This window comes from Brevundimonas sp. FV1ps31S, from assembly GCF_058681265.1.
Genome location: NZ_CM178735.1, coordinates 1,243,008 through 1,266,205 on the forward strand (window position 1 = coordinate 1,243,008; position 23,198 = coordinate 1,266,205).

General features: G+C 67.0%; 23 protein-coding genes and 2 tRNA genes. 14 read left to right on the plus strand and 11 right to left on the minus strand.

Going from position 1 to position 23,198, the window contains the following annotated elements:
• Window positions 1–71: 71 nt before the first annotated feature.
• Entirely contained in the window at window positions 72–374 is a 303-nt protein-coding gene (locus ACVPT3_RS05825) for an ArsR/SmtB family transcription factor (RefSeq protein ID WP_492043224.1), read from the minus strand.
• A gap of 74 nt (window positions 375–448) precedes the next feature.
• Here ACVPT3_RS05825 and ACVPT3_RS05830 point away from each other — a divergent pair, with 74 nt between their 5' ends.
• The gene (locus ACVPT3_RS05830; RefSeq protein ID WP_492043225.1) at window positions 449–796 is read left to right on the plus strand and encodes a carboxymuconolactone decarboxylase family protein; all 348 of its coding nucleotides are present in this window, start codon (window positions 449–451) and stop codon (window positions 794–796) included.
• On the opposite strand, the gene ACVPT3_RS05835 is transcribed toward ACVPT3_RS05830, so the two are convergent.
• Genes ACVPT3_RS05835 through rlmB form a run of 3 tightly spaced genes read right to left on the minus strand, consistent with a single transcriptional unit; the run spans window position 793 to window position 2,844 of the window.
• Window positions 793–1,122, minus strand: coding sequence for a rhodanese-like domain-containing protein (locus tag ACVPT3_RS05835; protein WP_492043226.1), 330 nt, complete (start codon window positions 1,120–1,122; stop codon window positions 793–795). The two genes, ACVPT3_RS05830 and ACVPT3_RS05835, sit on opposite strands and share 4 nt — an antisense overlap.
• Entirely contained in the window at window positions 1,119–1,928 is an 810-nt protein-coding gene (locus tag ACVPT3_RS05840) for a YjbE family putative metal transport protein (RefSeq protein ID WP_492043227.1), read from the minus strand. Before ACVPT3_RS05840 ends, ACVPT3_RS05835 begins: the two co-directional genes overlap by 4 nt.
• A 31-nt stretch (window positions 1,929–1,959) precedes the next feature.
• A complete protein-coding gene (rlmB, locus tag ACVPT3_RS05845) occupies window positions 1,960–2,844 on the minus strand; it encodes a 23S rRNA (guanosine(2251)-2'-O)-methyltransferase RlmB (protein WP_492043228.1) in 885 nt (294 codons plus the stop codon).
• A gap of 148 nt (window positions 2,845–2,992) precedes the next feature.
• Between rlmB and ACVPT3_RS05850 the strand changes: the two genes are divergently transcribed.
• The 4 genes from ACVPT3_RS05850 (at window position 2,993) to ACVPT3_RS05865 (ending at window position 5,660) form a co-directional block, all read left to right on the plus strand.
• Window positions 2,993–3,076 (plus strand) — tRNA-Tyr (locus tag ACVPT3_RS05850).
• Between the two features lie 81 nt (window positions 3,077–3,157).
• A tRNA-Gly gene (locus ACVPT3_RS05855) sits at window positions 3,158–3,231 on the plus strand.
• A gap of 52 nt (window positions 3,232–3,283) precedes the next feature.
• Window positions 3,284–4,474 (plus strand): elongation factor Tu, encoded by a 1,191-nt coding sequence (gene tuf / locus ACVPT3_RS05860; protein ID WP_008260274.1) that lies wholly within the window; start codon window positions 3,284–3,286, stop codon window positions 4,472–4,474.
• 175 nt (window positions 4,475–4,649) lie between these two features.
• Entirely contained in the window at window positions 4,650–5,660 is a 1,011-nt protein-coding gene (locus ACVPT3_RS05865; protein ID WP_492043229.1) for an NAD(P)/FAD-dependent oxidoreductase, read from the plus strand.
• Here ACVPT3_RS05865 and ACVPT3_RS05870 read toward each other — a convergent pair.
• Entirely contained in the window at window positions 5,657–6,394 is a 738-nt protein-coding gene (locus ACVPT3_RS05870) for an energy transducer TonB family protein (protein ID WP_492043230.1), read from the minus strand. The two genes, ACVPT3_RS05865 and ACVPT3_RS05870, sit on opposite strands and share 4 nt — an antisense overlap.
• A 178-nt stretch (window positions 6,395–6,572) precedes the next feature.
• Between ACVPT3_RS05870 and ACVPT3_RS05875 the strand changes: the two genes are divergently transcribed.
• Both ACVPT3_RS05875 and spbR read left to right on the plus strand, forming a co-directional pair.
• Complete coding sequence (locus ACVPT3_RS05875) at window positions 6,573–7,370, plus strand: transglycosylase SLT domain-containing protein (protein ID WP_492043231.1); 798 nt, start codon at window positions 6,573–6,575, stop codon at window positions 7,368–7,370.
• A gap of 88 nt (window positions 7,371–7,458) precedes the next feature.
• Window positions 7,459–8,601 (plus strand): SpbR family protein, encoded by a 1,143-nt coding sequence (gene spbR / locus ACVPT3_RS05880; RefSeq protein ID WP_492043232.1) that lies wholly within the window; start codon window positions 7,459–7,461, stop codon window positions 8,599–8,601.
• Between the two features lie 71 nt (window positions 8,602–8,672).
• Here the strand turns inward: spbR and ACVPT3_RS05885 are convergent, their stop codons facing one another.
• The 3 genes from ACVPT3_RS05885 to ACVPT3_RS05895 all read right to left on the minus strand — a co-directional run bounded on the left by ACVPT3_RS05885 (window position 8,673) and on the right by ACVPT3_RS05895 (window position 11,162).
• A complete protein-coding gene (locus ACVPT3_RS05885; RefSeq protein ID WP_492043233.1) occupies window positions 8,673–9,149 on the minus strand; it encodes an Hpt domain-containing protein in 477 nt (158 codons plus the stop codon).
• A 70-nt stretch (window positions 9,150–9,219) separates the two neighbouring features.
• On the minus strand, window positions 9,220–9,999 hold the full coding sequence (locus tag ACVPT3_RS05890) for an NAD kinase (protein WP_492043234.1): 780 nt from the start codon (window positions 9,997–9,999) through the stop codon (window positions 9,220–9,222).
• A gap of 32 nt (window positions 10,000–10,031) precedes the next feature.
• The gene (locus ACVPT3_RS05895) at window positions 10,032–11,162 is read right to left on the minus strand and encodes a DUF2336 domain-containing protein (RefSeq protein WP_492043235.1); all 1,131 of its coding nucleotides are present in this window, start codon (window positions 11,160–11,162) and stop codon (window positions 10,032–10,034) included.
• Window positions 11,163–11,352: 190 nt separating this feature from the next.
• Between ACVPT3_RS05895 and ACVPT3_RS05900 the strand changes: the two genes are divergently transcribed.
• The 4 genes from ACVPT3_RS05900 (at window position 11,353) to ACVPT3_RS05915 (ending at window position 17,292) form a co-directional block, all read left to right on the plus strand.
• Window positions 11,353–12,117, plus strand: coding sequence for a class II aldolase/adducin family protein (locus ACVPT3_RS05900; protein ID WP_492043236.1), 765 nt, complete (start codon window positions 11,353–11,355; stop codon window positions 12,115–12,117).
• A gap of 8 nt (window positions 12,118–12,125) precedes the next feature.
• Window positions 12,126–12,878, plus strand: a complete 753-nt coding sequence (locus ACVPT3_RS05905) for a hypothetical protein (protein ID WP_492043237.1) — start codon at window positions 12,126–12,128, stop codon at window positions 12,876–12,878.
• A gap of 110 nt (window positions 12,879–12,988) precedes the next feature.
• Window positions 12,989–14,086: an efflux RND transporter periplasmic adaptor subunit gene (locus ACVPT3_RS05910; protein ID WP_492043238.1), complete on the plus strand. Its 1,098-nt coding sequence runs from the start codon at window positions 12,989–12,991 to the stop codon at window positions 14,084–14,086.
• Entirely contained in the window at window positions 14,086–17,292 is a 3,207-nt protein-coding gene (locus ACVPT3_RS05915) for an efflux RND transporter permease subunit (protein ID WP_492043793.1), read from the plus strand. Before ACVPT3_RS05910 ends, ACVPT3_RS05915 begins: the two co-directional genes overlap by 1 nt.
• Before the next feature lie 3 nt (window positions 17,293–17,295).
• Here the strand turns inward: ACVPT3_RS05915 and ACVPT3_RS05920 are convergent, their stop codons facing one another.
• Complete coding sequence (locus ACVPT3_RS05920) at window positions 17,296–17,802, minus strand: c-type cytochrome (protein ID WP_492043239.1); 507 nt, start codon at window positions 17,800–17,802, stop codon at window positions 17,296–17,298.
• 164 nt (window positions 17,803–17,966) lie between these two features.
• On the opposite strand from ACVPT3_RS05920, the gene ACVPT3_RS05925 reads away from it, so the two are divergent.
• The 3 genes from ACVPT3_RS05925 to ACVPT3_RS05935 are packed head-to-tail and all read left to right on the plus strand — an operon-like array spanning window position 17,967 to window position 20,929.
• The gene (locus ACVPT3_RS05925; RefSeq protein ID WP_492043240.1) at window positions 17,967–18,263 is read left to right on the plus strand and encodes a FeoA family protein; all 297 of its coding nucleotides are present in this window, start codon (window positions 17,967–17,969) and stop codon (window positions 18,261–18,263) included.
• Window positions 18,263–20,143: a ferrous iron transporter B gene (gene feoB / locus ACVPT3_RS05930; protein WP_492043241.1), complete on the plus strand. Its 1,881-nt coding sequence runs from the start codon at window positions 18,263–18,265 to the stop codon at window positions 20,141–20,143. Before ACVPT3_RS05925 ends, feoB begins: the two co-directional genes overlap by 1 nt.
• Window positions 20,144–20,176: 33 nt before the next feature.
• Window positions 20,177–20,929 carry a prepilin peptidase gene (locus ACVPT3_RS05935; protein WP_492043242.1) on the plus strand — a complete coding sequence of 251 codons (753 nt, stop codon included), beginning with the start codon at window positions 20,177–20,179 and terminating at the stop codon, window positions 20,927–20,929.
• Here ACVPT3_RS05935 and ACVPT3_RS05940 read toward each other — a convergent pair.
• A complete protein-coding gene (locus ACVPT3_RS05940; RefSeq protein WP_271165908.1) occupies window positions 20,926–21,552 on the minus strand; it encodes a TetR/AcrR family transcriptional regulator in 627 nt (208 codons plus the stop codon). The two genes, ACVPT3_RS05935 and ACVPT3_RS05940, sit on opposite strands and share 4 nt — an antisense overlap.
• A 218-nt stretch (window positions 21,553–21,770) precedes the next feature.
• Complete coding sequence (locus tag ACVPT3_RS05945) at window positions 21,771–23,183, minus strand: glycoside hydrolase family 53 protein (protein WP_492043243.1); 1,413 nt, start codon at window positions 23,181–23,183, stop codon at window positions 21,771–21,773.
• Window positions 23,184–23,198 lie beyond the last annotated feature (15 nt).

Genomic DNA, 23,198 nt, shown 5'->3' on the forward strand with positions numbered 1-23,198 from the left:
AAGGCGGGGACAACGGATTTATCTCTACGCTTGGTGCGAGCGCCCAGGGCGCAGCGCAAAGCCGCGCCCGGTCAGGCGTCGTCTCGCGTGCAGAAATGGTCGTACAGCACGGCCATGATCTGGATCGTCGCGGGATGGGCGATGAAATAGGTCAGGGTGCGGTGGTCGCGGCGAAAATTCACGACCCCCTCGTCCTTCAGCTTGGACAGATGCTGCGACATGGAGGCGGGAGCCACGCCCGTTTCGGCGATCAGGGCCGAGACGTTCCGCTCGCCCTGGGCCAGGGCGCACAGGATCAGCAGCCGGTGAGGATTGGCCAGACCCTTCAGAAAGGCGGAGGCGTCGTCCACGCGCGGCGGAAGGGCGTCGGACAATTTCGCCGATGTGACGTCTTTACATTCCATATCCATGTCATATCATAAAAACATAAATTGAAAAGGAGGCTGTCATGGCCAAGGACTATGCGGCGCTGACACGCGACATCTCGACCTACATCGGCGAACTGCGCCGGCTGCAGCCGGGGCCGATGCAGGCCTTTTCGGAACTGGCGAAGTCGGCGACCGCCGACGGCGCGCTGGACAAGAAGACCAAGGAACTGATCGCCCTGTCCATCGGGGTGACGCAGCGGTGCGACGGCTGCATCGGCTTTCACGCCAAGGCGCTGAAGGATCTGGGAGCCACGCGCGACGAGATCGCCGAGGCCATGGCGATGTGCGTCTATATGGGCGGCGGGCCGGCCCTGATGTACGCGGCCGACGCGCTGAGGGCGTTCGACCAGTATTCCGAAGCGGCCTAGGCCTCGACTATGGGCAGGCCGGCGGCATGCCAGGCCTGAATGCCGCCTGTGAGGTTGAACAACGGCTGGCCGTCTGGTCCGGTCGGGCCGACAAAGGCGCAGACCTGATGGCTGCGGCCGCCTTTCAGGCACATGACGATGATCTTGCGATCGGCCGGCAGATCCAGCGCCTCCCAGGCCGCCGGCATCTGGCTGAGCGGAGCCAGGATCGCACCGTCGACGCGGGCGGCGGCGAACTCATCCGTTTCGCGCACATCAATCAAAACGGCCTCGCCCGATTGCAGCCAGACGGCGGCTTCCTCGACCGTGACTGTCGCAACCGTCATGCTGCGGGCGCCGTGGGCTCGGCCGGCGCCGGAGCCGGGCTGTCCTCTGTCCGCTTCTGGCCGAGATGCTTGGCGGCTTCCTCGGGGCTGATCTCGATGAAGGCCGGGGCCGAGGCGTTGAACTCATCCATATTGCCGGTGCGGACCACCACCTGACGGGCGCCGTCCCAGATCATGTGCAGGGCGACATACAGGACCACGACCAGGCCGACATAGCCGATCCAGCGGTAACGGTGCAGCAGCTTGGCGATATAGGTGGCGGCGAGACCCATCAGGGCGATCGACAGGATCAGGCCGAAGACCATGATCCACGGGTGGTCGTGGGCGGCGCCGGCGACGGCCAGCACATTGTCCAGCGACATGGTGATGTCGGCGATCATGATCTGGAGCAGGGCTGCGCCGAACGACTTGCGCTTGATTCCCAGTTCCTCGGGCGAGGGGCCGGAGCCGTGCTCGATGCTCAGGGCCAATTCGAGTTCCTTCTCGGCCTCGGCCTGGTCGTGGGTGCGCTGTTCCTGCAACTCGCGCCACATCTTCCAGCAGACCCACAGCAGCAGCAGGCCGCCGGCCAGCAGCAGGCCGACCAGAGCCAGCAGCTGGACCGTGATCAGGGCGAAGCCGATCCGCATGACGACAGCGGCGGCCAGACCGATCAGAATGGCCTTCTTGCGCTGTTCCTGGGGCAGGGCGGCGGCGGCGAGACCCACCGCGACGGCGTTGTCGCCGGCCAGCACCAGATCCATCAGCAGGACCTGACCGAGCGCGGTGGCCTGACTGGCGAGTTCGGGAGAAGAAAGGAATTCCATGTCCGCTCCTTAGCGCCGGTGCGGCCTTCTGTCAGCCGCGTTGCGCGCGCGCCGCTTCATAAAGTGCGACGGCGGCGGCGTTGGACACGTTCAGGCTTTCGAATCCGCCCGGCATGGGGATCTTGGCCAGGACGTCGCAGTGTTCGGCGACCAGTCGCCGGATGCCGTCGCCCTCGGATCCCATGACCAGAACGGTCGGCTGGCGGTCCAAGGCCTCCTCAAGCGTCTGTTCGCCCGTTCCGTCCAGACCGACGGCGCGCCAGCCCAGATCCGCCAGCCGTTCCAATGCGCGCGACAGATTCGTCACCCGGGCGTGGGGCAGGCGTTCGGTGGCGCCGACGGCGGCCTTGGCCAGAGCGCCGGCAAGGGCGGGGGCGTGGCGGTCCTGAACGATGATTCCCCGCGCGCCGAAGGCCAGGGCCGAACGGAAGATGGCGCCGACGTTCTGAGGATCCGTCAGCTGGTCCAGCATGACGATGACGCCCTGGGCCGGTTCAGCCAACTCTTCCAACGATACGCCTTCCAGCGGCTGGACCTTGAAGGCGAGCCCCTGGTGGACGGCGCCGGCGGGCAGCATTCGGGTCAGGGCCTGAACCTCGACCACCTCGATCTTGTGCCCATGGGCCAGTTTGCCCTCTTCGATCTCTGCGGCGCGCTCGGGCGTGGCCAACAGCCGACCCATGCCGCGACGCGCGGGATTCGCCAGGGCGGCGAGAACCGGGTGACGGCCCCACAGAAAATTATCGGCGTCCACCTTGCCGCGATCGCCGGAACGCGGCGCTCGAGGCGCTTCTTCGCGGCCGGAAAACCCTTGCGCCATGGGCTTTTGGCCCTTTTCGCGCGGGCCGGGAGACCGGTTTCCGAAGACCGGTTTTTTACCGCTTTTACGGTCGTTGCGTTCTGTTTTCGACGACACTATAAGACGCCCTCCGATTTGGAGCCCCAAGGGCTTTCGGGTCTGGGCGCCCCCTCTATCCTAGAGGAGGCGACAAGCCGAAGGCTTTTGTTTCGTCCCGCTTGATTAAGGGCGGAACGAGGGGTCCATCGGTTCGACAAGGCGCGCTGGGGGAATGTCCCGAGTGGCAAAGGGGGGGGACTGTAAATCCCCTGCGTAAGCTTCGAAGGTTCGAGTCCTTCTTCCCCCACCACGCGCCTTATCGGATACGATGGATCAGGACGACGGAGAGGAACCGGCTGCGGCGTTCCCAAAGAACTTCCGCAGTCTCCGCGCGGGTATAGCACAATGGTAGTGCAGCAGCCTTCCAAGCTGAGGATGTCGGTTCGATCCCGTCTACCCGCTCCAGGTTTTTTGATCAGCATCGCGCCCCTCAACCCGGGCCATCAGGAGTTTGGCCATGGCCAAGGAAAAGTTCGAACGCACGAAGCCGCACTGCAACATCGGCACGATTGGTCACGTTGACCACGGCAAGACGACGCTGACGGCGGCGATCACGATGACGCTGGCCAAGGCCGGCGGCGCCAAGGCGATGGCCTATGCGGACATCGACGCTGCGCCGGAAGAAAAGGCGCGCGGCATCACGATCAACACGGCGCACGTTGAGTATGAGACGGCCAACCGTCACTACGCCCACGTCGACTGCCCCGGCCACGCCGACTATGTGAAGAACATGATCACCGGCGCGGCGCAGATGGACGGCGCGATCCTGGTGGTTTCGGCCGCTGACGGCCCGATGCCGCAGACCCGCGAGCACATCCTGCTGGCCCGTCAGGTCGGCGTGCCGGCCCTGGTGGTCTTCATGAACAAGGTCGATCTGGTCGACGACGAAGAACTGCTCGAGCTGGTCGAGATGGAAGTGCGCGAACTGCTCTCGTCGTACCAGTTCCCGGGCGACGATATTCCGATCACCAAGGGTTCGGCCAAGGCCGCGACCGACGGCGTGAACCCGGAAATCGGCGAACAGCGCGTTCTGGCCCTGATGGAAACCGTCGACGCCTACATCCCGCAGCCGGAACGTCCGGTCGACCTGCCCTTCCTGATGCCGGTCGAAGACGTCTTCTCGATCTCGGGCCGCGGCACCGTGGTCACGGGCCGCGTCGAAAAGGGTATCGTCAAGGTCGGTGAAGAAGTCGAGATCGTCGGCATCCGTCCGGTCCAGAAGACGACCTGCACCGGCGTCGAAATGTTCCGCAAGCTGCTGGACCAGGGTCAAGCGGGCGACAACGTCGGCGTTCTGCTGCGCGGCACCAAGCGTGAAGACGTCGAGCGCGGTCAGGTTCTGTGCAAGCCGGGTTCGATCACCCCGCACACCAAGTTCCTGGCTGAAGCCTACATCCTGACCAAGGAAGAGGGCGGCCGTCACACCCCGTTCTTCACCAACTATCGCCCGCAGTTCTACTTCCGCACGACCGACGTGACCGGCATCGTGCAGCTGAAGGAAGGCGTCGAGATGATCATGCCCGGCGACAACGCCGAGCTGAACGTCGAACTGATCACCCCGATCGCCATGGACCAGGGCCTGCGCTTCGCCATCCGTGAAGGCGGCCGCACCGTCGGCGCCGGCGTCGTCGCCAAGATCATCGAGTAATCATTCTTTTGGCCTAACGCGCTCACGCGCTGCTTGAGGCCAGACGGATGTAGTCGTCGCGTAACAGAACGGCCCCCGGAGAAATCCGGGGGCCGTTTTGCTTTGGGGCATAGGACGAAAGGTCCGGGCCCGGCGGCTTGCATTCGGCGCGGCGCGGGTCGATCTGGGGGCGGTGATGTCTTCCCCTACCATCGTGATCGTGGGCGCCGGCGTGCTGGGCCTGAGTACGGCGTTCGAGCTGAAGCGGCGTGGCCATGCGGTGAGCGTGATCGACCCCGGCGGGCCCAACGCCTCGCGGGTGGCGGCGGGCATGGTGGCCCCGGCGATGGAGGCGGCGATCGACGATGTGTCGCCCGATCGGGCCGCCCTGTTTCGCGCCGGCCGGGACCTGTGGCCTGGCTTCGCCGTCGCCTCGGGCGTGGCCCTGAAGCAGGGCCCTGCGGAGTGGCGCGGCGGGGACGTGGACGCCATAGAGGCGCGGCTGCAGGCCCTGGGGTTCGCGGCCTGGCGCGACGGGGATCGCGTGATCACGGACGAAGATCTTCAGATCGAGCCGGAACAGGCGATGGGCGCCCTGTCCGCCGCTCTGGGCGACGCAGTTGTCGAAGGGCGCGCCACCGGGCTGCTCCGAGAGGCGGACGGTTGGCGGGTCGAGGTGGACGGTCTGCCTTTGACGGCGTCGGCGGTCGTTCTGGCGACCGGGACGGAGGCGTTCATTCCTGGGACGCCCGAGGCGACGCGCGCCCTGGTCGAAAGCGTTCAGCCGATTCGCGGCCAGATCGGCACGGCGCTCCGAGCCCTGACGCCGTGTGTCGCGCGGGGGCCGGGGGCCTATGTGGCGCCGATGACCAGCGGGACCGTGATCGGGGCGACGATGGAGCCGGGGCGGCGCGACACGGCGCCCGACGCGGCCGTCGGCGAGCGGTTGGTCGAGGCGGCGTGGAGGGTGCTGGGGCGGGCCCCTGAACCCCTGACTATCGAATGGCGCGCCGGGGTGCGCGGCGCCTCGGCGGACGGTCTGCCGATGGCCGGGGCGGCGCCGGACGGGGAGGGGCTGTTCCTGGCCCTGGCGCCCCGTCGCAACGGCTGGCTGCTGGGGCCGCTGGTCGCCGGCGTGGTCGCCGATGCGATCGAGGGGCGGGCGCCGTCGCCGCAAGCCCGCGCCCTCGATCCTCGACGCTTCTAATCCGCCATGGCGAAGCGGACGGTGAAGTTGACCGTCGCCCCGTCTACCGCGCGGCCGTCGACCGTGCGGGGGTTCATGCGGAAGTCGCGCGTCAGGCTCATCGCCGCGCGGCCAAAGCCTTGGCCCCGGGGTGTTTCATCGGCGACGCGGCAGGCGGTCAGGCCGCCGTCGATGCGCACGGTGCAGGACAGGTTGGCCGCGCCGGACAGGCCGTCTTCGACCGCTCGGCCGGGATACGCCCGCGCCATTTGCGCGGCCGAGGGCCGGCTGGCCCAGGTCGGATTGTTGATGACCGAGACGGCGCGGATCGGCGGCGTCTCCGTCGGCGCCGTCCCGCCTTCGACGCCTTTCGGAGCCGTGCTGACGATCAGACCCGGCGTCGTCCCGACGACAGGAACATCAGGCGGCGTGAACGGCGAGGCTTCGTTCGTCGGGAAGACGACCGGCGGCTTGTGAGTCGGGGTCTGGGGCGCAGGCGGCGCGGCGGCCTCGACCTTCGGCAGGGGTTTCGGTTTGGGTAGGTCCAGGGTGACAATGGTCGGCGGCGGCTCCGGCGGGGCGGCGTCGGGCGCCGGCAACTGGAACCGCTGATTATAGAGCGCCACCCCCACCCCGATGTGGGCCAGGACGGACAGGCCGATGGCGGCCCACATCCAGCGCGGCAAAGGTTTTCTGTGTTCCCCAAAGTCGATGGGGCTGATTGCGCCGGGGCCTCCGGCGGCACGGATCATCATCTCGACACTCCCTCGTTCACCGCCCCCCGCAGCGCCCGTAACCGAAAGTGAGCGCGCAGGTTGTGGCGACTTTGCGGCGAGGTTTCAGAGCTCGACCAACGTCTCTCCCCAGGTCTGGTTAACGCGGCCGTTAACGATTAACGTTTGATTAACCACGTTCGACGAGGCTTCGCCTGTCATGGGCATCCGAGCGATTCCATCTTCCGGCGGCGTAGAAGCAGCCATCCGGCGCGCCTCGACTGCGGTCGGCGTCGACTATGATTTCCTGGTCAAGACGGCGCGACGCGAGAGCGCGATGAACCCGTCCGCCAAGGCGCCGACCTCTTCGGCGGCGGGCCTGTTTCAGTTCATCGAACAGACCTGGCTGGGCACTGTCAAACAGCACGGGGCCCAGCACGGCTATGGCCAGTACGCCGACCTGATCCAACGAGGATCCGACGGGCGCTGGCGGGTCGAGGGATCGGCGCGCAATGTCGTGCTGGATCTGAGGTTCGACCCTCATGCGGCCTCGACCATGGCGGCTGAACTGACGGCGTCGAACGCCGCCTATCTGCGCGGGCGCACTGGCAAGGAGCCGGGGGCGGGGGATCTTTACGCGGCGCATTTCCTTGGACCGGCGGGCGCGGCCAGTCTGATGAGCGCGATGGACCGCAACCCCGGCGCCAGCGCGGCGAGCCTGTTTCCTGAAGCCGCGCGCGCCAACCGGAGTATCTTCTACAAGAACGGGCGCGCCGCGACGGTCGCCGAGGTCCATGCCAATCTGCAGCGTACAGCTGGCGACGGCGCGCCAGCAGCCGGCCTGGGGGAGGCGCGGTCGACGACGCCGGAGCTCAGCGATCGCGACCAGATGCTGGCGGCGCGCATGGATCGGTTGAAGCAGGAGCAGGGGCTTCTCGCGCTCTTGCTCGGCCAGGATGGAACGGCGGGAGCGGGGTTCGGCGGCGCCTTTTCCCCGACCGGTCGGGAATCGAGCTGACGTGGCGAAAATCGCTCCATGGTAAACCGACCGTTAAGCATGGCAGAGTCATCGTGTCGGCCATGTCCGATTCCCTGACGAGCCGCTCATGACCGCCTACCGCGCCCGCCTGACCGAAGTGGACATTCAACGCCTGGTCAAGGCTGTGGATGACGACGAACGCGCTGAGGCGGCGCACAAGCTGTGCCGCAACATGGATCGGGTCGAGTTGGACGACCGGGAACGCGAGGCGGCGCAGAAGATCGTTCGGCTGCTGGCCAATGATGCTGCGGAACTTGTGCGTCGGGCCATGGTCGTCACCCTCAAGGCGTCGGACCTGATCCCTCATGACGTGGCGAGGCGGCTGGCGGCGGATGTCGACAGCATCGCCCTGCCTTTGATCGGCGCTTCGCCTGTCCTCAGCGACGAGGATCTGATCGAGATCGTTCGCGCAGGATCGAACCTGCGCCAGATCGCCGTCGCCGGTCGGCCGCGGGTTTCACGCGACGTCGCCCAGGTGCTGGCCGACCACGGCGGCGAACAGGCGGTTCGGGTCCTGGCGGCCAATGACAACGCCGATCTGTCGGAGCGCGCTCTGGGCGTCATTGTGGACCGTTTCCCGAACTCGGGAGAGGTCGTTACGGCGGTCGCTTATCGTCAGGTCCTGCCGCTTCACATCACCGAACGCCTGGTCGAGCTGGCCAGCGAGACGGTGCGGGAACATCTGGTGTCGCGTCACGCCGTGGCGCCCGAAACCGCCATTCGCTTGGCGCAATACGCCCGCGAACGGGCCACCGTGGACCTGGTCGAACAGGCCGCGTCCAGCGTGGACCTGCCCAGCTTCATGGCCCAGTTGAACCAGCGCAAGGTGTTGAACGCCTCGCTTTTGCTGCGCGGCCTGGCGCGAGGGCAGATGACCATGTTCGAGCATGGCCTGGCCGAACTGGCCAGCACGCCGCACCACCGGGCCTGGCTTATGGTTCATGACGCGGGCCCGCTGGGGTTGAAGGCCATCTACGACCGGGCCGGTCTGCCGCCGCGCCTGTTCCAGGCGTTCCGGGCGGGTGTGGACACCTGGCGCGCCCTGTCGGCCGAGGGGGTGGATACGGCGAGCGACGCCTTCCGCCAGCGGATGCTGGAACGGTTCATGACCCAGCGGCCGAATGTGCCGCGGGACGATCTGGCCTATCTTATGGATCGTCTGGATCAGGCGCCCGCGCGTGTGACGCGAGTCGCGGCCGATGCCGCCTGATCCTGAGGCCCTCTAGAAGACGAAAGGCCCGCCGGAGGCGGGCCTTTCGGCGCTCTGAATCCTGAAAAAGCTCAACGCGACCTGTGTTCGGCGACCTTGGCTTCAAGCGACTCGGCCAGAACACGACCGGTAGGGTTTTCATCGGTCTTGACCTGGTCGCGGACCACGGCGCGGATGGCGTCGACATGGGCGTCCACCACCACCAGCGGTGCGTCGAGGCGCGCCTCGCCCTTGTCCAGCAGCCGGCATAGAGACCCGGCGATGCGGGTCACGAGCGGATATTCGTAGGTGGTTCCCAGACCTTTCAGGTCATGGGCGCGAAAATAGAGGGCCTCGGCCGTTTCAGACGTCCAGCCCTTGTCGCGGACGTCGGCCTGGGCCTGGTCCAGCTTGACGATCTCGTCCTGCAGCCAGGCCCCGAACTGTGCGGACATGGCCTTCAGGGCTTCCTCCGCCCGGGCGATGGCGTCAGCGTTGATGCCGAAGCCGCCGCCGAGCTTGGGGCGCAGGGCGGGCATAGGGGGAGTGACGGGCGCCGAGTCGCTCATGGCGTTCTCCATAGATTTTGGCGAAGCCTAGCCTCGCCCTCTTAAGAAGGGGTGTAGGGCTCGATGAACGTCAGTTGGCGAACTGCTCGGCCATGACGCGTTCGTCGAACGACCGGCCCGCGTCGAACAGCATGGTCAGGGCCACGTCACGCCGTTCGCGCACTTCGACGCGGGCCACGCGCCGGACCTCGAAATTGTCCGCAGTGGCCGAGACGGGACGTTTGTCGCTCTCGAGCACGTCGAACCGCACCGTCGCGCGGTGCGACAGCAGGGCGCCGCGCCAGCGCCGGGGACGAAAGGCGCTGATCGGCGTCAGCGCCAGTATGCGGGCGTCCAGCGGGATGATCGGGCCGTGGGCCGACAGGTTGTAGGCGGTCGATCCGGCCGGGGTGGCCACCAGGCAGCCGTCGCAAGACAGTTCCTCCAGCCGAACGCGGTCATCGACGGTGATCTTCAGCTTGGCGCTCTGGCGGGTTTGGCGCAGCAAGGACACCTCATTGATCGCAAGACCGGTGTGGACCTCGCCGCTCTCGGTCCAGGCGTCCATCTGCAGCGGATGGATAACCGTGCGCTCGGCGGCGACGATGCGGGCGATCAGATCATCCTCGTCGTAGTCGTTCATCAGAAATCCGACCGAGCCGCGGTTCATGCCGTAAACCGGTGTGCGGCGTCGCAGATTGGCGTGCAGGGTCTCCAGCATCTGTCCGTCGCCGCCCAGGGCGACGATGACGTCGGCCTCCTGCTCCGGCGCCGCGCCATACCGCGCGATCAAGGTTTGGCGCGCCGCCTGGGCTTCCGGACGATCGGAGGCGACGAACGCGAGGAGGGGACTGGGCGGGATCTGGGTCACGTGCGAACGTGAGCCCCAGCTTGGCGGCGAAGTCAAACCGTCGCGGGTCTTTCCATCATCTGCCGGAAAGCTCGGGCCGCTGAGTGACTGTTCATGGGCGTCGAACTCCAGCCGCCGTCGGCGGGCAGGCCCTGGGTCAGCTTGCGGACTTCGGCCAGCAGGGAGGGAAAGACGGCCTTGTCGAGACCGACCGCTACACAGGCGAGATAAAGAGGCTCGGCGGTCGGCGAATGGACGGCGCCCCGGACCTGGGCCGGGGAGAAGTTTCCGAGTTGAGCCAGGGCCTGTTCGAACAGGCCCAGTCGTTGCTCGCGCAAGGCGCGTATCAGCAAGCCGGGGCGAAGCTGGCCGGCGGCCTGCAGTTTGTCGATCAGGCGACGTTCCATCTCCTGGCGCTCGCGGTCCTCCGCGCGGCGACCGACCGGCAGCTCTCGCCAGGCGGCGGAGCGGGCGGCGCTCGCGGCCGCATCGCGGACGGCGGCGTTGAGCAGTCGGTCGTCGATCTCGAACCGTTCGCCGATCGACTGGCGCAGCGCCTGTCCGACCCATTGATATAGTTCGTGAGCCAACGAGTCATCGAGCTTGGGGTGGCGGGTCAGCGGCGCGCGCAGCCCGGCGATGCGCCTTGAATGCTCGACCAGCCGCCGCATCGCGGCCCCGCTGATGTCGGCGCTGCGATTGGAGGCCAGGGCGGTCATGGTGATGGGGTCAGCGCGGTCGACGATGGCGTTCACCACGCCGCCAGACAGATGGGGGCGCCGGGCCACCGCGATCTGATGTTCCAGAGAAGCTTCAACCAGGACGCGGATCAGGGCGGCGTCCTTGAGCAGAGGGCTGGCGGCGATGACCGGGGCTGCGATGTCAATCTCGTCCAGCGCCAGCATTTCGATGAGGTCCACGGGCGCCCAGTCGGCGCCGGCGAGGCGTTCCGCCAGCTGTTGGCGAATCTCATGCGCGGCCTGTGTGGCCAGGGTCAGGAAAATCTCGCCGAGAGCGGCCGGAAGAGGCGTAGCGGGCGGCGCGGCCTCGCACAGGCCGATAACCCCGATCAGAAGACGATGGCGATCTTCCGGGGCCTTGCTGCGCGCGAGCTCGATCAGATTTAGCGCGGAAACATCTGCCCCGACTCGGGAAGACGTCCTCAATTGAACGACAGCGGACACGGCGACTCCCGGACGCGGAAAACCCACGCGCAAAGCTTAAAGGCGACGACGTGAAGACGCGGTTAACGAACTCTGAAGCGCGAAGGTTAACATCGGTGCGGCCGGGCCCCTGACCGCTTGACGGGAAGCCAGGGCGGGAGGACGGTCGGGCAAAGCCCAGCAGAGGCCTTTTGACAGCTAGGAGGAACCCATGGCCGACGGCGCCATTCCCGCGTTGAAATCCCGCGTGTCCGAGGCCGAGTGGCAGGTGCGGGTCGAACTCGCCGCCCTTTATCGTCTGGTCGCCTTGAACGGGTGGGACGATATGATCTTCACCCACATCTCCGCCCGCGTGCCGGGCCCCGAACATCATTTCCTGATCAATCCCTACGGCTATTATTTTGACGAGATCACCGCCTCGTCCCTGGTCAAGGTCGATCTGGAGGGAAACATCGTCCAGGAGACCGAAAACTTCATCAATCCAGCCGGTTTCACCATCCATTCCGCCGTTCACGCCGCACGGGAGGATGCGAAATTCGTCATCCATCTGCACACGGTGAACGGGGTCGGCGTGGCCGCCCAGCAGCACGGATTGCTGCCGATCAGTCAGAACGCGTGTTTACTACAGCATCAGGTTGCGTATCATGGGTATGAGGGGTTGGCCCTGAACCATGACGAGCGCGAACGTCTGGTCGCCGATCTGGGTGACAAGCCGCTGATGCTGTTGAGAAATCACGGCACGCTCGCGGTCGGGGAAACGGCGGCTCAGGCATGGATCGGCATCTTCTTCCTGGAGAGAGCCTGCGCTCAGCAGGTCGCCGCCCTTTCTGGCGGACGCGAGCATGTGCTGATCGCGCCCGACGAGGCCCAGGCCGAGACGAAGGCGCAGGGACGGGGCATCGGCTTCATCTCGGCCTTGGCCTGGCCCGGCGCCCTGCGTCAGTTGGATCGCAAGTCGCCTGGCTACGACGCCTGAGCGCAGCCTTGGCCGTTCTGGTCGCCGGCCAGGCCGGTCCTGCATCCGCCGGAGCCTGGACCCTGCCCAGGGGCCAGGGCCAGGCGATCGTCAAATATGAGGATATGCGGGGCGACACCGGCTTCGACCCCTCCGGCCAGGAACTGCCCTTGCCGGGCGATCGCACGGACGCGGCCCTGGGCCTGTTCGCCGAATACGGCCTGACGGATCGTGCGACCCTGCAGTTGAAGGCGGACTGGCAGGATGGCGGCGACGCCTTCGTGAACTACGAGGGACGGGGGCCGGTCGAAGTCGGAGCAACCTGGCAGGTCTGGCGGGACGATCGCAACGCCGTCAGCCTCTACGGCGGATACGCCTGGGCGGGCGAGGGCCGCAACGCCGGCTATGCCGCCCCGGGCGTCGGCGAACATGACTGGGAAGTGCGGCTGTCGGCGGGACGCTCCCTCGGCGCAATGGGCGCGCGATGGGGGATGGACCAGTCTTTCGTCGAGATCCAGGCGGCGCGTCGCCTGCGCGACGGCCTGCCCCATGAAACCCGCATCGATGCCAGTCTCGGCGCGCGGGTCGACGGGCGCTGGCTGCTGCTGGGACAGGCCTTCGGCGGCGCTGCGGACGGCGGCGCCCGCTGGCTTTCCGTCGAAGGCTCGATGGTCCGTGATTTCGGCCGCTGGAGCTTCCAGGCCGGCTGGCGCCAAACGGTCGCCGGACGGGAGACGCCGATCGTCCAGGGGCCGGTTGTGGCGATCTGGCGCAGATTTTAATGCAAACCTCCGTGACGGAATTCGATATCGACAGCGTTACCGATAGGTAAGGTTGCACGCGGGATAGAAGCCGCTAAGCGTGCGTTTCCTCAAGATCGAAAGTCCGTCGCGTGAAACGCCACTTCTTCCTTGTCGCCGCAGCCGTATTGCTGGGGCTCATGGTTCTCGCCGCTATCCTGAAGGTCGCGTTCGCCGATGACGACGCGGGCGCCGGGCAAGGGGCCGGGCGCAGGGGCGGTCAGCAGGTGTCCCAGGCGACGGTGTCCCAGCGACAATTCTCCGACCAGATTCGCGTGCTGGGCGTCGCCCGGGGCCAGAGGTCCGTGAACATCACCTCGTCCACCACCGAACTGATCACCCGTGTTCTGTTCACGGACGGTCAGACCGTGTCGGCGGGTGCGCCCCTGGTCGAGCTGCAGGCGCGCGAAGAGGACGCCGCCATCATCGAGGCGCGCGCCAATGTCGCCCAGGCGCAGCGCGAATACGACCGCTACAAGGCCCTGGCGGACCGGGGCGTGGCCCCACGGGTGTTGCTGGAACAGGCCGAGACGGCGCTGGAGACGGCGCGCGCGTCGCTGGAGGCGGCCCAGGCCCGTCGCGGCGATCGGGTCATCCGCGCGCCCTTCGCTGGAACCCTGGGTCTGACGACGGTGACGGCGGGCACGCTGATCAATCCGGGAGCCGTGATCGCCACCCTCGACGACACCTCGACCATCCGCGTCGACTTCCCCCTGCCTGAACGCTACCTCAGCGTGTTGAGAGCCGGAGCGCCGATCACTGCGACGGCCGACGCCTATGGCGACACCCCGTTCCAGGGGCGGATCGCCCTGATCGACACCCGCGTCAACGAGACCACGCGCGCCGCCACAGCCCGCGCCGAATTCCCCAATCCCGGCGGGCGTATCCGTCCGGGCATGTTGCTGCGCGTCGCCGTCCAGCAGGGGCAGCGCCAGGCCCCGGCCGCGCCCGAGTCCGCCGTCCAGTACGAGGGCGCGGGCGCCTTCGTCTACAGGATCGCCGCCGGCGCCGACGGCTCGACCGCTCAGCGGGTCGAGGTGACGACCGGCGCCGTCGAGAACGGCTTCGTCGAAATTCTGTCCGGCGTGGAAGTCGGCGAACACATCGTCGGCTCCGGCCTGAACCGCATCCAGCCGGGCGCTCCGATCAGCGTCCCGGCCGCTCGACGCCAGGGGGGCGCGGCCAAATGATGCTGTCCGATGTCTCGGTCCGGCGGCCGGTCTTCGCAGCGGTCGCCGCCATCGTCCTGTGCGTGATCGGCGCCGCCGCCTTCTTCTTCCTTCCGGTGCGCGAACTGCCGGACGTCGATCCGCCGATCGTCTCGATCAACACCAGCTACGCCGGCGCCTCGGCCGAGGTGATCGAGAGCCGGATCACCGAGCCGATCGAGCAGCAGGTCGCCGGCATCCAGGGCATCGAGCGGATCAATTCCGTCAGCCGCGACGGCCGCTCGAACGTTAACATCGAGTTCTCGCTCGACCGCAATATCGACGACGCGGCCAATGACGTGCGCGACCGGGTCAGCCGTGTCGTCGGGAACCTGCCCGATCAGGCGGACCCGCCGGAGGTGGCCAAGGCCGATTCCGACAGCCAGCCGATCATCATCGTCTTCCTGCGCTCGACGACGATGAACCGGCTGCAGCTGACCGATTACGCGGACCGTTATCTGGTCGACCGGATGGCGACCGTCCCCGGCGTGGCCCAGGTCAACATCTACGGCGAGCAGCGCTATTCGATGCGGATCTGGCTGGACCCGGCCGCCTTGGCGGCGCGAGGCCTGACCGTGACCGACGTAGAGACGGCTCTGACCAACCAGAACGTCGAACTGCCGGCCGGCTCGCTGGAATCGACGGACAAGGACTACACCGTCCGCGTCGCCCGCACCTACGCCCGTCCCGAGGACTTCCGTCAGCTGCCCATCGGTACACGGGGATCGGCCTCGACCTCCGCAACCGTGGCGACCGGCACGGGAAGCGGCTCCTCGGCCATCATCCAGGGCCAGCCGACCTATGTGACGCGGCTGGGAGACGTCGCCAGGGTCGAGGAGGCGCCCGAGGAGGATCGCCGGCTGTTCCGGGGCAACAGTTTGGACCAGATCGGCCTGGCCGTGACCCGCCAGGCCCAGTCCAACGACCTGGCCATTTCCGACGGCGTCCATGCGATGATCGAAGAGATTCAACCCACCCTGCCGCCGGGCGTGACGCTGGAGGTCGGATCCGACAATTCGGTCTTCACCTCGCACGCCATCGACGAGGTCTGGATCACCATCGGCATCTCCATGGCCCTGGTGGCCCTGGTCAATTTCATCTTCCTGGGCAGTCTGCGCGCGGCGCTGATCCCGTCGATCGTGGCGCCCATCTGCCTGCTGGCGACCTTCATCGTCCTGGCGCCCCTGGGATTTTCGCTGAATCTGCTGACTTTGCTGGCCCTGGTGCTGGCCATCGGTCTGGTCGTCGATGACGCCATCGTGGTGGTCGAGAATATCCAGCGGCGCCTGGATCATGGCGAGCCGCCGCTGGTGGCCGCCGAGCGGGGCGCGCGTCAGGTCTTCTTCGCGGTGGTCGCGACCACCATCGTCCTGTTGTCGGTGTTCGCGCCGTTGCTGTTCCTGCCAGGCTATGTCGGGCGGCTGTTCGTGGAACTGGCGGCGGCCATCGCCGCAGCCGTGGCCTTCTCGGCCTTTCTGGCCCTCAGCCTGTCGCCGATGCTGGCCTCCAAGATCCTGAAGCCGGCCGAGGGCGGGGGGTGGCTGGCGCGGCGCGTCGACTGGGGCATGGACCGGCTGAAGACCTCCTACGGCCGGTCGCTGGACATGCTGCTGGGGCGGCGCATCGCGGTGATCGGCGTCGGGGCCCTGATCGCCCTGGTGGCGGCCGGGGCGGGCGGCATCTTCCTGGTCCTGCCCAACGAATTGGTCCCGGACGAGGACCGTGGCCGCGTCTCGGTCCGCGTCGCGGGCCCCGAGGGCGCCGGCTTCGACTACACCCGCAAGATCATGATGGGGCTGGAGCCTCTGCTGGCCGACTACAAGGCCAGCGGCGAGGCGGACTCCTATCTGATCTCCGCGCCCGGTTTCGGCGGCGGCAGCTTCAACTCCGGCAACGGCGTTCTGGTCCTGTCCGACTGGTCGATGCGCGACCGCACGGCGGCCGAGATCGCCCAGGAACTGAACGGCAAGCTGCGCGGCCAGACCGACGCCCAGGTCAACGCCTCGACCCCGGGCGCCTTCCAGCGGGGCGGCGGCAATTCCAATTCCGTCGAACTGATCGCCACCGGCACCGACTACCAGCAGATCTACAATTGGCTGAAGCCCCTGCTGGCGGCGGCCCAGGCCAATCCCGGCTTCTCGCGCCCGCGCCTTAACTACGAACCGAACTCGCCGCGCCTGCTGGTCGATGTCGATCCCCAGAAGGCGGCCGCTCTGGGCGTCTCGTCCCAGTCCATCGGCCGAACCCTCGAGACCATGTTCGGCTCGCGTCGGGCCACTACCTATATCAAGGGCGGGCAGGAGTATGACGTCATCCTGCAGACCGAACGGGACAATCGCCGCGAAGTGGCGGATCTGGAAGCGCTTTACGTCCCGACAGGGGGCGGGCAGCTGGTGCCGCTGTCGGCGGTGGTGACGACCCAGACCTCGGGCGACACGCCTGACCGCAGGCGCCTGGATCGCCAGCGGGCGATCACGCTTCAGGCCGATCTGAACCCCGGCACCACCCTGGACGACGCCATCCAGTTCCTCCGCGCCGAAGCTGCCAAACAGCCCCAGGGCGGGGTCGTGACCCAGTGGGGCGGGGCGGCCCGCGACCAGCAGGAAGCCGGCGGGGCCGTTCTGGCGGCCTTCGGTCTGGCCCTGCTGCTGGTCTTCCTGGTGCTGGCGGCCCAGTTCGAGAGCTGGATCACCCCTGCGGTCATCATGCTGACGGTGCCGCTCGCGGCGGCGGGCGGCCTGTTCGGCCTGCTGATGGCCGGGTCGAGCCTGAACATCTACAGCCAGATCGGCCTGATCATCCTGATCGGGGTGGCGGCGAAGAACGGAATTCTGATCGTGGAGTTCGCCAACCAGCTGCGCGATCAGGGACGGTCGATCCGCGAAGCCATCATCGAGTCGGCCTCGCTGCGTCTGCGGCCAATCATCATGACCTCCATCGCTACGGCCTTCGGGGCCCTGCCGCTGGTGCTTTGGCACGGCGCGGGCGCGGGCAGTCGTCAGACCATCGGCGTGGTGATCTTCACGGGCGCGATCTTCGCCACCGTCCTGACCCTGTTCGTGGTGCCGGTCATCTACGGCGTCCTGGCGCGCTTCACCAAGTCGCCGGAATGGACGGCCCGCAAGATCGAGGAATGGGAAGCCCAGGAGCTGCGCGAAGGCGGCCCCAAGCCGATCGAAGAGGGCTGAGGATCAGGAGGCCGGCGGCGCTGCAGGCGGCGCATAGCCGGTCTCCACCTTCAGGAAGGCGATGACGTCGCGGCGGTCGGTCGCGTCGGGCAGGCCGGCGAAGGTCATCTTGTTGCCGGGCAGGAATTCGCGAGGATTCTGCAGCCAGTGATCCAGCTTTTCGGCGTCCCAGACGAAATCCGCCGTCCGCAGGACGTTGGAATAACTGTACCGGGGCCGGGCGCCTGCGGCCCGTCCGAACACGCCGTGCAGGTTGGGGCCCGCCGTATCGGGACCGCCTGCGCCGATGGTGTGGCAGGACCGGCAGCGGGCGAAAACTCGGCGGCCGTTCGCCAGATCTCCTGCACTATAGGGCGCGGGCAGGGACGCCAGCAGCACAGCCTTGTCCGCCTCCGACAGGGCGACGGGCCTGGCCTTCTCCGACCCGCCGTCCGCGCCGCCGGCATCGCCGTTCGGCCCGCACGCAGCGAGCGCGAGAACAAGGGGGGCGGCGAGGGTGAGACGGTTCATCGAAGGCTCCTTGCCCGGCGGGATACGGGCTGCGGGATAGACCAAATGTCCAGCGCGGCAATTGGTCAAGCCGTCCCGCTGGACGTGATGCCCACGCACCTGATAATCAGTGTCAAAGAAGCGCGGAGTCGTCAGGGGCGGCGTCCGCCCCTGCGAGCATCGAATTGACTGAACACATCAAGCTGAGCCAGGCCCGACGCGGCGATCGCGGCGTCATCGTCCAGGTGGGCGGCCACTGTCACCATCAGGGCCACGAGGTCGAACTGGAGCGCCGTCTTCTGGAACTGGGCTTTGTCGAAGGCGCCCGGATCGAACTGTTGCACGAAGGTCTGTTCGGCCGGGACCCCATCGCCATGAAGATCGACGACATGCGCGTGGCGCTGCGCCGCCACGAGGCCGCCAGTCTGACGATCCAGCTGGACGCCGGTCCGCTGGAGCCGGCTATGCCGGGCGCCGCCTGATGGACATGGCCCTGAAGACCGCCCGCGTCGCCCTGGTCGGCAATCCCAACAGCGGCAAGACCGCCCTGTTCAACGCCCTGACCGGCGCCCACCAGAAGGTCGCCAACTACGCCGGCGTCACGGTGGAGCGAAAAGAGGGGCTGATCCGCGCCGGTTCCGGCCGGACGATGTCGGTGCTGGACCTGCCGGGCACCTATTCGCTGCGGGCCCGCAGTCCGGACGAGGAAGTGACCCGCGACGCCGTGCTGGGTCGTCTGGCCGGCGAGACGCCGCCGGACGTGGTGGTCTGCGTCGCCGACGCCACCAATCTGCGCCTGGTCCTGCGCCTGATTCTGGAGCTGAAGGCGGTCGGCCGGCCGATGGTGCTGGCCCTGAACATGTACGACATCGCCCAGCGCCAGGGCTTGAGGATCGATCTGGAGCAATTGCGCGCCGAGCTGGGCGTGCCGATCATCACCACGGTCGCCACCCGCAAGCGCGGGATCGACGATCTGATCGCGGCGGTCGAGACCCAGGTCGATGCCGCCGCCCAGGGCGAGAACAGCTGGCGCAGTCCCGACGCGGCCGAACTGCGCACCGCCGCCCGTGAGGCCGAGCGGATCATGAAGGCCTGTGTGCGACCGCCCGAGCGACCGGACACCCTGACCGGCCGGATCGATTCGGTCCTGCTGCACCCGGTCGGCGGTCTGATCGTACTGTCGGTCATAATGTTCGTGATGTTTCAGGCGGTGTTTAGCTGGGCGACGCCCGTGGCTGACGGCATCGACGCGATTTGCGTCGCTTTTGGAACTTTTGTGGCCGGTTTGATCCCCGACAGCGGCGCGGGGGTCTTGCTGCAGAGCCTGCTCGTGGACGGCATAATTTCAGGCGTGGGCAGCGTGCTGGTCTTCCTGCCGCTAATTTTGGTCCTGTTCCTGTTCATCATCGCGCTTGAGGATTTCGGCTACATGGCGCGGGCTGCCTTTTTGCTGGACCGCATCATGGGTTTCGCGGGCCTGCATGGCCGCGCCTTCATTCCGCTGCTGTCCAGCGTGGCCTGCGCTATTCCGGGCGTCATGGCGGCGCGGGTGATCGATTCCAAACGTGACCGCCTGACCACCATTCTGGTCGCGCCGCTGATGACATGCTCGGCGCGGATCCCGGTCTATACGCTGATCATTGCCGCCTTCATCCCGAACGAGACGGTCTGGGGTTTCGCCAATTTGCAGGGGCTGGTCATGTTCGGCCTCTACGCCGCCGGCATCGTCAGCGCGCTTCTCGTGTCGTTGGTAATTCGCAAGGTCTTCTGGCGCGGCGCGGTCGAGCCCTTCATGATGGAACTGCCCACCTACAAGGTTCCCGATCTGAAGAGTGTCGGCTTCAACCTGTGGCTCCGGGCGAAGATATTTCTGAACCGGGCGGGCCGCATCATCCTGCCGCTCGTGATCATTGTTTGGGTGCTGGGGACCTTCCCCTATCCGCCCGAGAACGCGACCCTTCCGGCCATCGACTATTCGTTCGCCGGCATGATCGGACGGGCGCTGGAGCCGATCTTCGCCCCCATCGGCTTCAACTGGCAGATGGTCATCGCCCTGATCCCCGGCATGGCGGCGCGCGAGGTCGCGGTGGCCGCCCTGGGCACCACCTACGCCATCGCCGACGCCGAGAATGCGACGGGTCTGCTGGCCTCGACCCTGTCGGCCCAATGGTCGCTGGCGACGGCCCTGTCCTTCCTGGCCTGGTACATCTTCGCGCCCCAGTGCGTGGCGACCCTGGGCGTGGTGAAGCGAGAGACAAACTCGTGGAAATGGACCTGGGTCATGATCGTCTACATGTTCGGTCTCGCCTATCTGGCCTCGTTCGCGACCTATCATGTGGCGGTGGCGCTCGGGGGCGGCTAAGCGAGGGCGGTTGTTCACCGTCCGGACCTCCAGATGAGCCCTGTCCTCGCCGCCGTCGTCATGGGCCTTCTGGGCCTGATCATCGGCAGCTTTCTGGCGGCGGTCAGCGTCCGTCTGCCGCGTGAAGAAGACATCGTCGTCGCCCGGTCGCGGTGCATGGGATGCGACCAGCCCCTGCGGCCTTGGGAACTGGTCCCCCTGTTCAGCTGGCTGGCCTTGCGCGCCCGCTGCGCCCGCTGCGGCGTCGCCATTTCGCCCCGCTATCCACTGATCGAACTCGGTGCAGGCTTGGTCGGCGTCTGGGCGGGCTTTAGCGGACCGTCATGGCTGATGATCGCCGCGACCGCCGTGCTGGGCTGGCAACTGCTGCTGATCGCCATTATCGACGGCGAGAATTTCTGGCTTCCCGACATCCTGACCTGGCCGCTTGCGGCGACGGGCTTGATCGCGGCCGCCCTGATGGGATGGGACGTCGCCCTGTCCCATCTGATCGGGGCGGTGGTCGGTTTCGGCGGGCTTTGGCTGGTCGCCTGGCTGTACAGGGCGGTGCGAAAGCGCGACGGTCTGGGCGGGGGCGACCCCTACCTGTTCGCGGGAGCCGGAGCCTGGGTAGGCTGGATCGGCCTGCCCAGCGTGCTGCTGTGGGCCTCGGCTGCGGGGCTCAGCCTGGTGTTTGGTCTGCTGGTGGTGCGCCGCTCGGTCAGCGCGACGGACAAGCTGCCGTTCGGCGTCTTCCTGGCCATCGGAATCTGGCTGACCTGGCTGTACGGGCCGCTGGGCCTTTAACGGCCCGTCGTCAGCTTGACGATGATGATCGCGGCCGTGTCCAGGATGGCCTCAGGCGTGTCGGCGCGGCGCAGCAGGTCGAAGCTGGCGGCGGTGGACTCGGCGATCGAGGCGATCTGGTAGGAGGCCAGACGCGGATTATAGTCCTTGGGGTGAAGGCCGGCGGCGTGGGCCTGGGCGACGCGGCGTTCGATGGCCAGGTGCAGGCGACGCAGGCGGCGAACACGGCTTTCGACAAAGGCGACCTCGCCATTGTCCGCCAGCATGTGCTCGACCCGCAGAACCTGGCCGTGATCGCGCCAGATCGCCATGACGTCCAGGATGAAGGCTCGGCCTATGCCGAAGGCCTTGTCACCGGGCCAGTCGGCCTGGAAGTGGGCGGCCAGGCCCTGAAAATCGGTCGCCGCCGTCTCGCACAGGGCCAGGACCGGTTCCTCGACCGTCTTGAAATAGGTGTAGAAGTTGGAGGGCGACACGCCCGCAGCCGAGGCCAGGTCGGCGACGCGAATCTCGCCATAGTGGCGCGAGTTCAGCAGGGTCCGGGTCGCGTCGAGGATCGCCTGGCGGGTGCGGCCCCCGCGCGCGCCGATCTTGTGGCCCAGCTTGTTGGTCTTGTCGGCCATATCCCCGATGGTCGGTAAAGGCGGAGCGCGAGAACTTCGCGCCGGCCGCATTCTGTACGCGGAAGCGAAACTGTGTCGTAGGCGGATCAGGTTATTGCACAGGTGGCGAAAAATCCAGCGCCTGTCGGGATTTAGTCGTTCTGTTTCGCTTCTGGATGCAGCGGAGCCTCGGCCAGGGTGACCTGGCCGAGGCTCTGGGAGGTTGCGGCTTCCGACGCTTAGCGCGTGATGTCGTAGGCGGCGTCCAGGCCCTCGTCGCCGACGGTCGCCTGGATCAAATCGCCGGACTGGATCACACCCTTGGTGAAGGGGCGCTGGTCATAGACCTGGTAACGCACGGTCGACCCGGGCCGGATGGTCGTCGTGTAGCGATAGACGGTCGGATCCGACGCTTCCGGCGACAGTCTGACGATCATGTCATTGGCGCCCAGGAAGTCGCCCCACAGCCACAGCGGTCCGGTCGCGCCTTGCGGCCGCCGGATGGTGATCTCGACCGGCGCCGGCTCCTGATAGGTATCCTTGGCGAAATAGGCCGCCGGGGTCGGCTCGTTGCCGCGCCGCCAGTCGAAATAGGTCGCGTTCTCCCAGTTCGAGCCCTGGCCCCAGCGGGTGGAGCAGGGGGTGGAGACCCAGGCCGGCTCCCAATAGACCACGCCCACGCCGCCCGCGAACTTCACCCTCTGGGTCAGGTCGTGCATGTACTGGCGCTGGCCCTCATAGGTGGCCGGATAACCGGGCAGGAGCGAGTCCTCGCCCAATAGATTCGGGGAGTTATCGGCCGATTCTGTCGTGAAGGGATAGGCGGTCTCGACCACCACGACCTCGGCCGGATAGCGGTGACGGAGGCGAGTGATCGTCTGCTCCAGTCCATCCAGACCCTGGGTCGACCATTTGCGATAATAGCTGACGCCGATCAGGTCGAAGTCGGTGACCCCGTGCTTCCACGCATCGGCGAACCAGGGCTCGACGTTCTCGGGCTGTGCGATGTGCAGCATGACCAGGGGCTGGATGCTGGACTGGGCGCCGGCGTCGCGCACGGCCTTGATGCCGGCGTTGAACAGGGCGGCGTTGCGTTCCCAGTTGATGCCGGGGCGGGCGGTCTTCCAGTCGAGCTCGCCCATCATCTCGGGGTTGGTCTCGTTGCCGACCTGAACCTGGTCCGGCATCAGGCCTTCGGCGTCGAGCGTCCGAAGGGTCTGGAAAGTGTAGTCATAAAGAGCCTGGGCCAGGGCCGGCGTGTCGTCGCGCATCGACCGCCAGGCCTTGGGCACGATCTGCTTGTCACCGTCCGCCCAGTCGTCCGAATAGTGGAAGTCGAGCAGGACCTCCATCCCGGCCGCGCGGGCGCGGCGGATGGTTTCGCGCACGTCGTCCAGGTCGCTGTAGTTGGTCCATTCGGCGTCGTTCCAGATCCGGACCCGCACCAGATTGGTGCCCATTTCAGCGAACAGTCCGTAGGGATCGCGGGCCTGGCCGTCCTTGCGATAGATCGCGCCGCAGTCCTCCATCTCGTTCACATAGGACAGGTCAGCGCCGAAATAGAAGGGCGCCGGCTGCCCCGCCTGCTGGGCTTGCGCGGGCAAGGCCATCAGGGCGGCGAAGGCGGGAAGGAGGATGCGGCGGATCTTCATGGGCAGTTCCGTAAG

What these genes read in the sequence shown, in the direction of transcription:
- ACVPT3_RS05830 (WP_492043225.1), top strand. Translation starts at nt 449, where the DNA reads ATGGCCAAGGACTATGCGGCGCTGACACGCGACATCTCGACCTACATC.
- ACVPT3_RS05835 (WP_492043226.1), bottom strand. Translation starts at nt 1,122, where the DNA reads ATGACGGTTGCGACAGTCACGGTCGAGGAAGCCGCCGTCTGGCTGCAA.
- ACVPT3_RS05840 (WP_492043227.1), bottom strand. Translation starts at nt 1,928, where the DNA reads ATGGAATTCCTTTCTTCTCCCGAACTCGCCAGTCAGGCCACCGCGCTC.
- tuf (WP_008260274.1), top strand. Translation starts at nt 3,284, where the DNA reads ATGGCCAAGGAAAAGTTCGAACGCACGAAGCCGCACTGCAACATCGGC.
- ACVPT3_RS05865 (WP_492043229.1), top strand. Translation starts at nt 4,650, where the DNA reads ATGTCTTCCCCTACCATCGTGATCGTGGGCGCCGGCGTGCTGGGCCTG.
- ACVPT3_RS05870 (WP_492043230.1), bottom strand. Translation starts at nt 6,394, where the DNA reads ATGATGATCCGTGCCGCCGGAGGCCCCGGCGCAATCAGCCCCATCGAC.
- ACVPT3_RS05875 (WP_492043231.1), top strand. Translation starts at nt 6,573, where the DNA reads ATGGGCATCCGAGCGATTCCATCTTCCGGCGGCGTAGAAGCAGCCATC.
- spbR (WP_492043232.1), top strand. Translation starts at nt 7,459, where the DNA reads ATGACCGCCTACCGCGCCCGCCTGACCGAAGTGGACATTCAACGCCTG.
- ACVPT3_RS05885 (WP_492043233.1), bottom strand. Translation starts at nt 9,149, where the DNA reads ATGAGCGACTCGGCGCCCGTCACTCCCCCTATGCCCGCCCTGCGCCCC.
- ACVPT3_RS05900 (WP_492043236.1), top strand. Translation starts at nt 11,353, where the DNA reads ATGGCCGACGGCGCCATTCCCGCGTTGAAATCCCGCGTGTCCGAGGCC.
- ACVPT3_RS05915 (WP_492043793.1), top strand. Translation starts at nt 14,086, where the DNA reads ATGCTGTCCGATGTCTCGGTCCGGCGGCCGGTCTTCGCAGCGGTCGCC.
- ACVPT3_RS05920 (WP_492043239.1), bottom strand. Translation starts at nt 17,802, where the DNA reads ATGAACCGTCTCACCCTCGCCGCCCCCCTTGTTCTCGCGCTCGCTGCG.
- feoB (WP_492043241.1), top strand. Translation starts at nt 18,263, where the DNA reads ATGGACATGGCCCTGAAGACCGCCCGCGTCGCCCTGGTCGGCAATCCC.
- ACVPT3_RS05935 (WP_492043242.1), top strand. Translation starts at nt 20,177, where the DNA reads ATGAGCCCTGTCCTCGCCGCCGTCGTCATGGGCCTTCTGGGCCTGATC.
- ACVPT3_RS05940 (WP_271165908.1), bottom strand. Translation starts at nt 21,552, where the DNA reads ATGGCCGACAAGACCAACAAGCTGGGCCACAAGATCGGCGCGCGCGGG.
- ACVPT3_RS05945 (WP_492043243.1), bottom strand. Translation starts at nt 23,183, where the DNA reads ATGAAGATCCGCCGCATCCTCCTTCCCGCCTTCGCCGCCCTGATGGCC.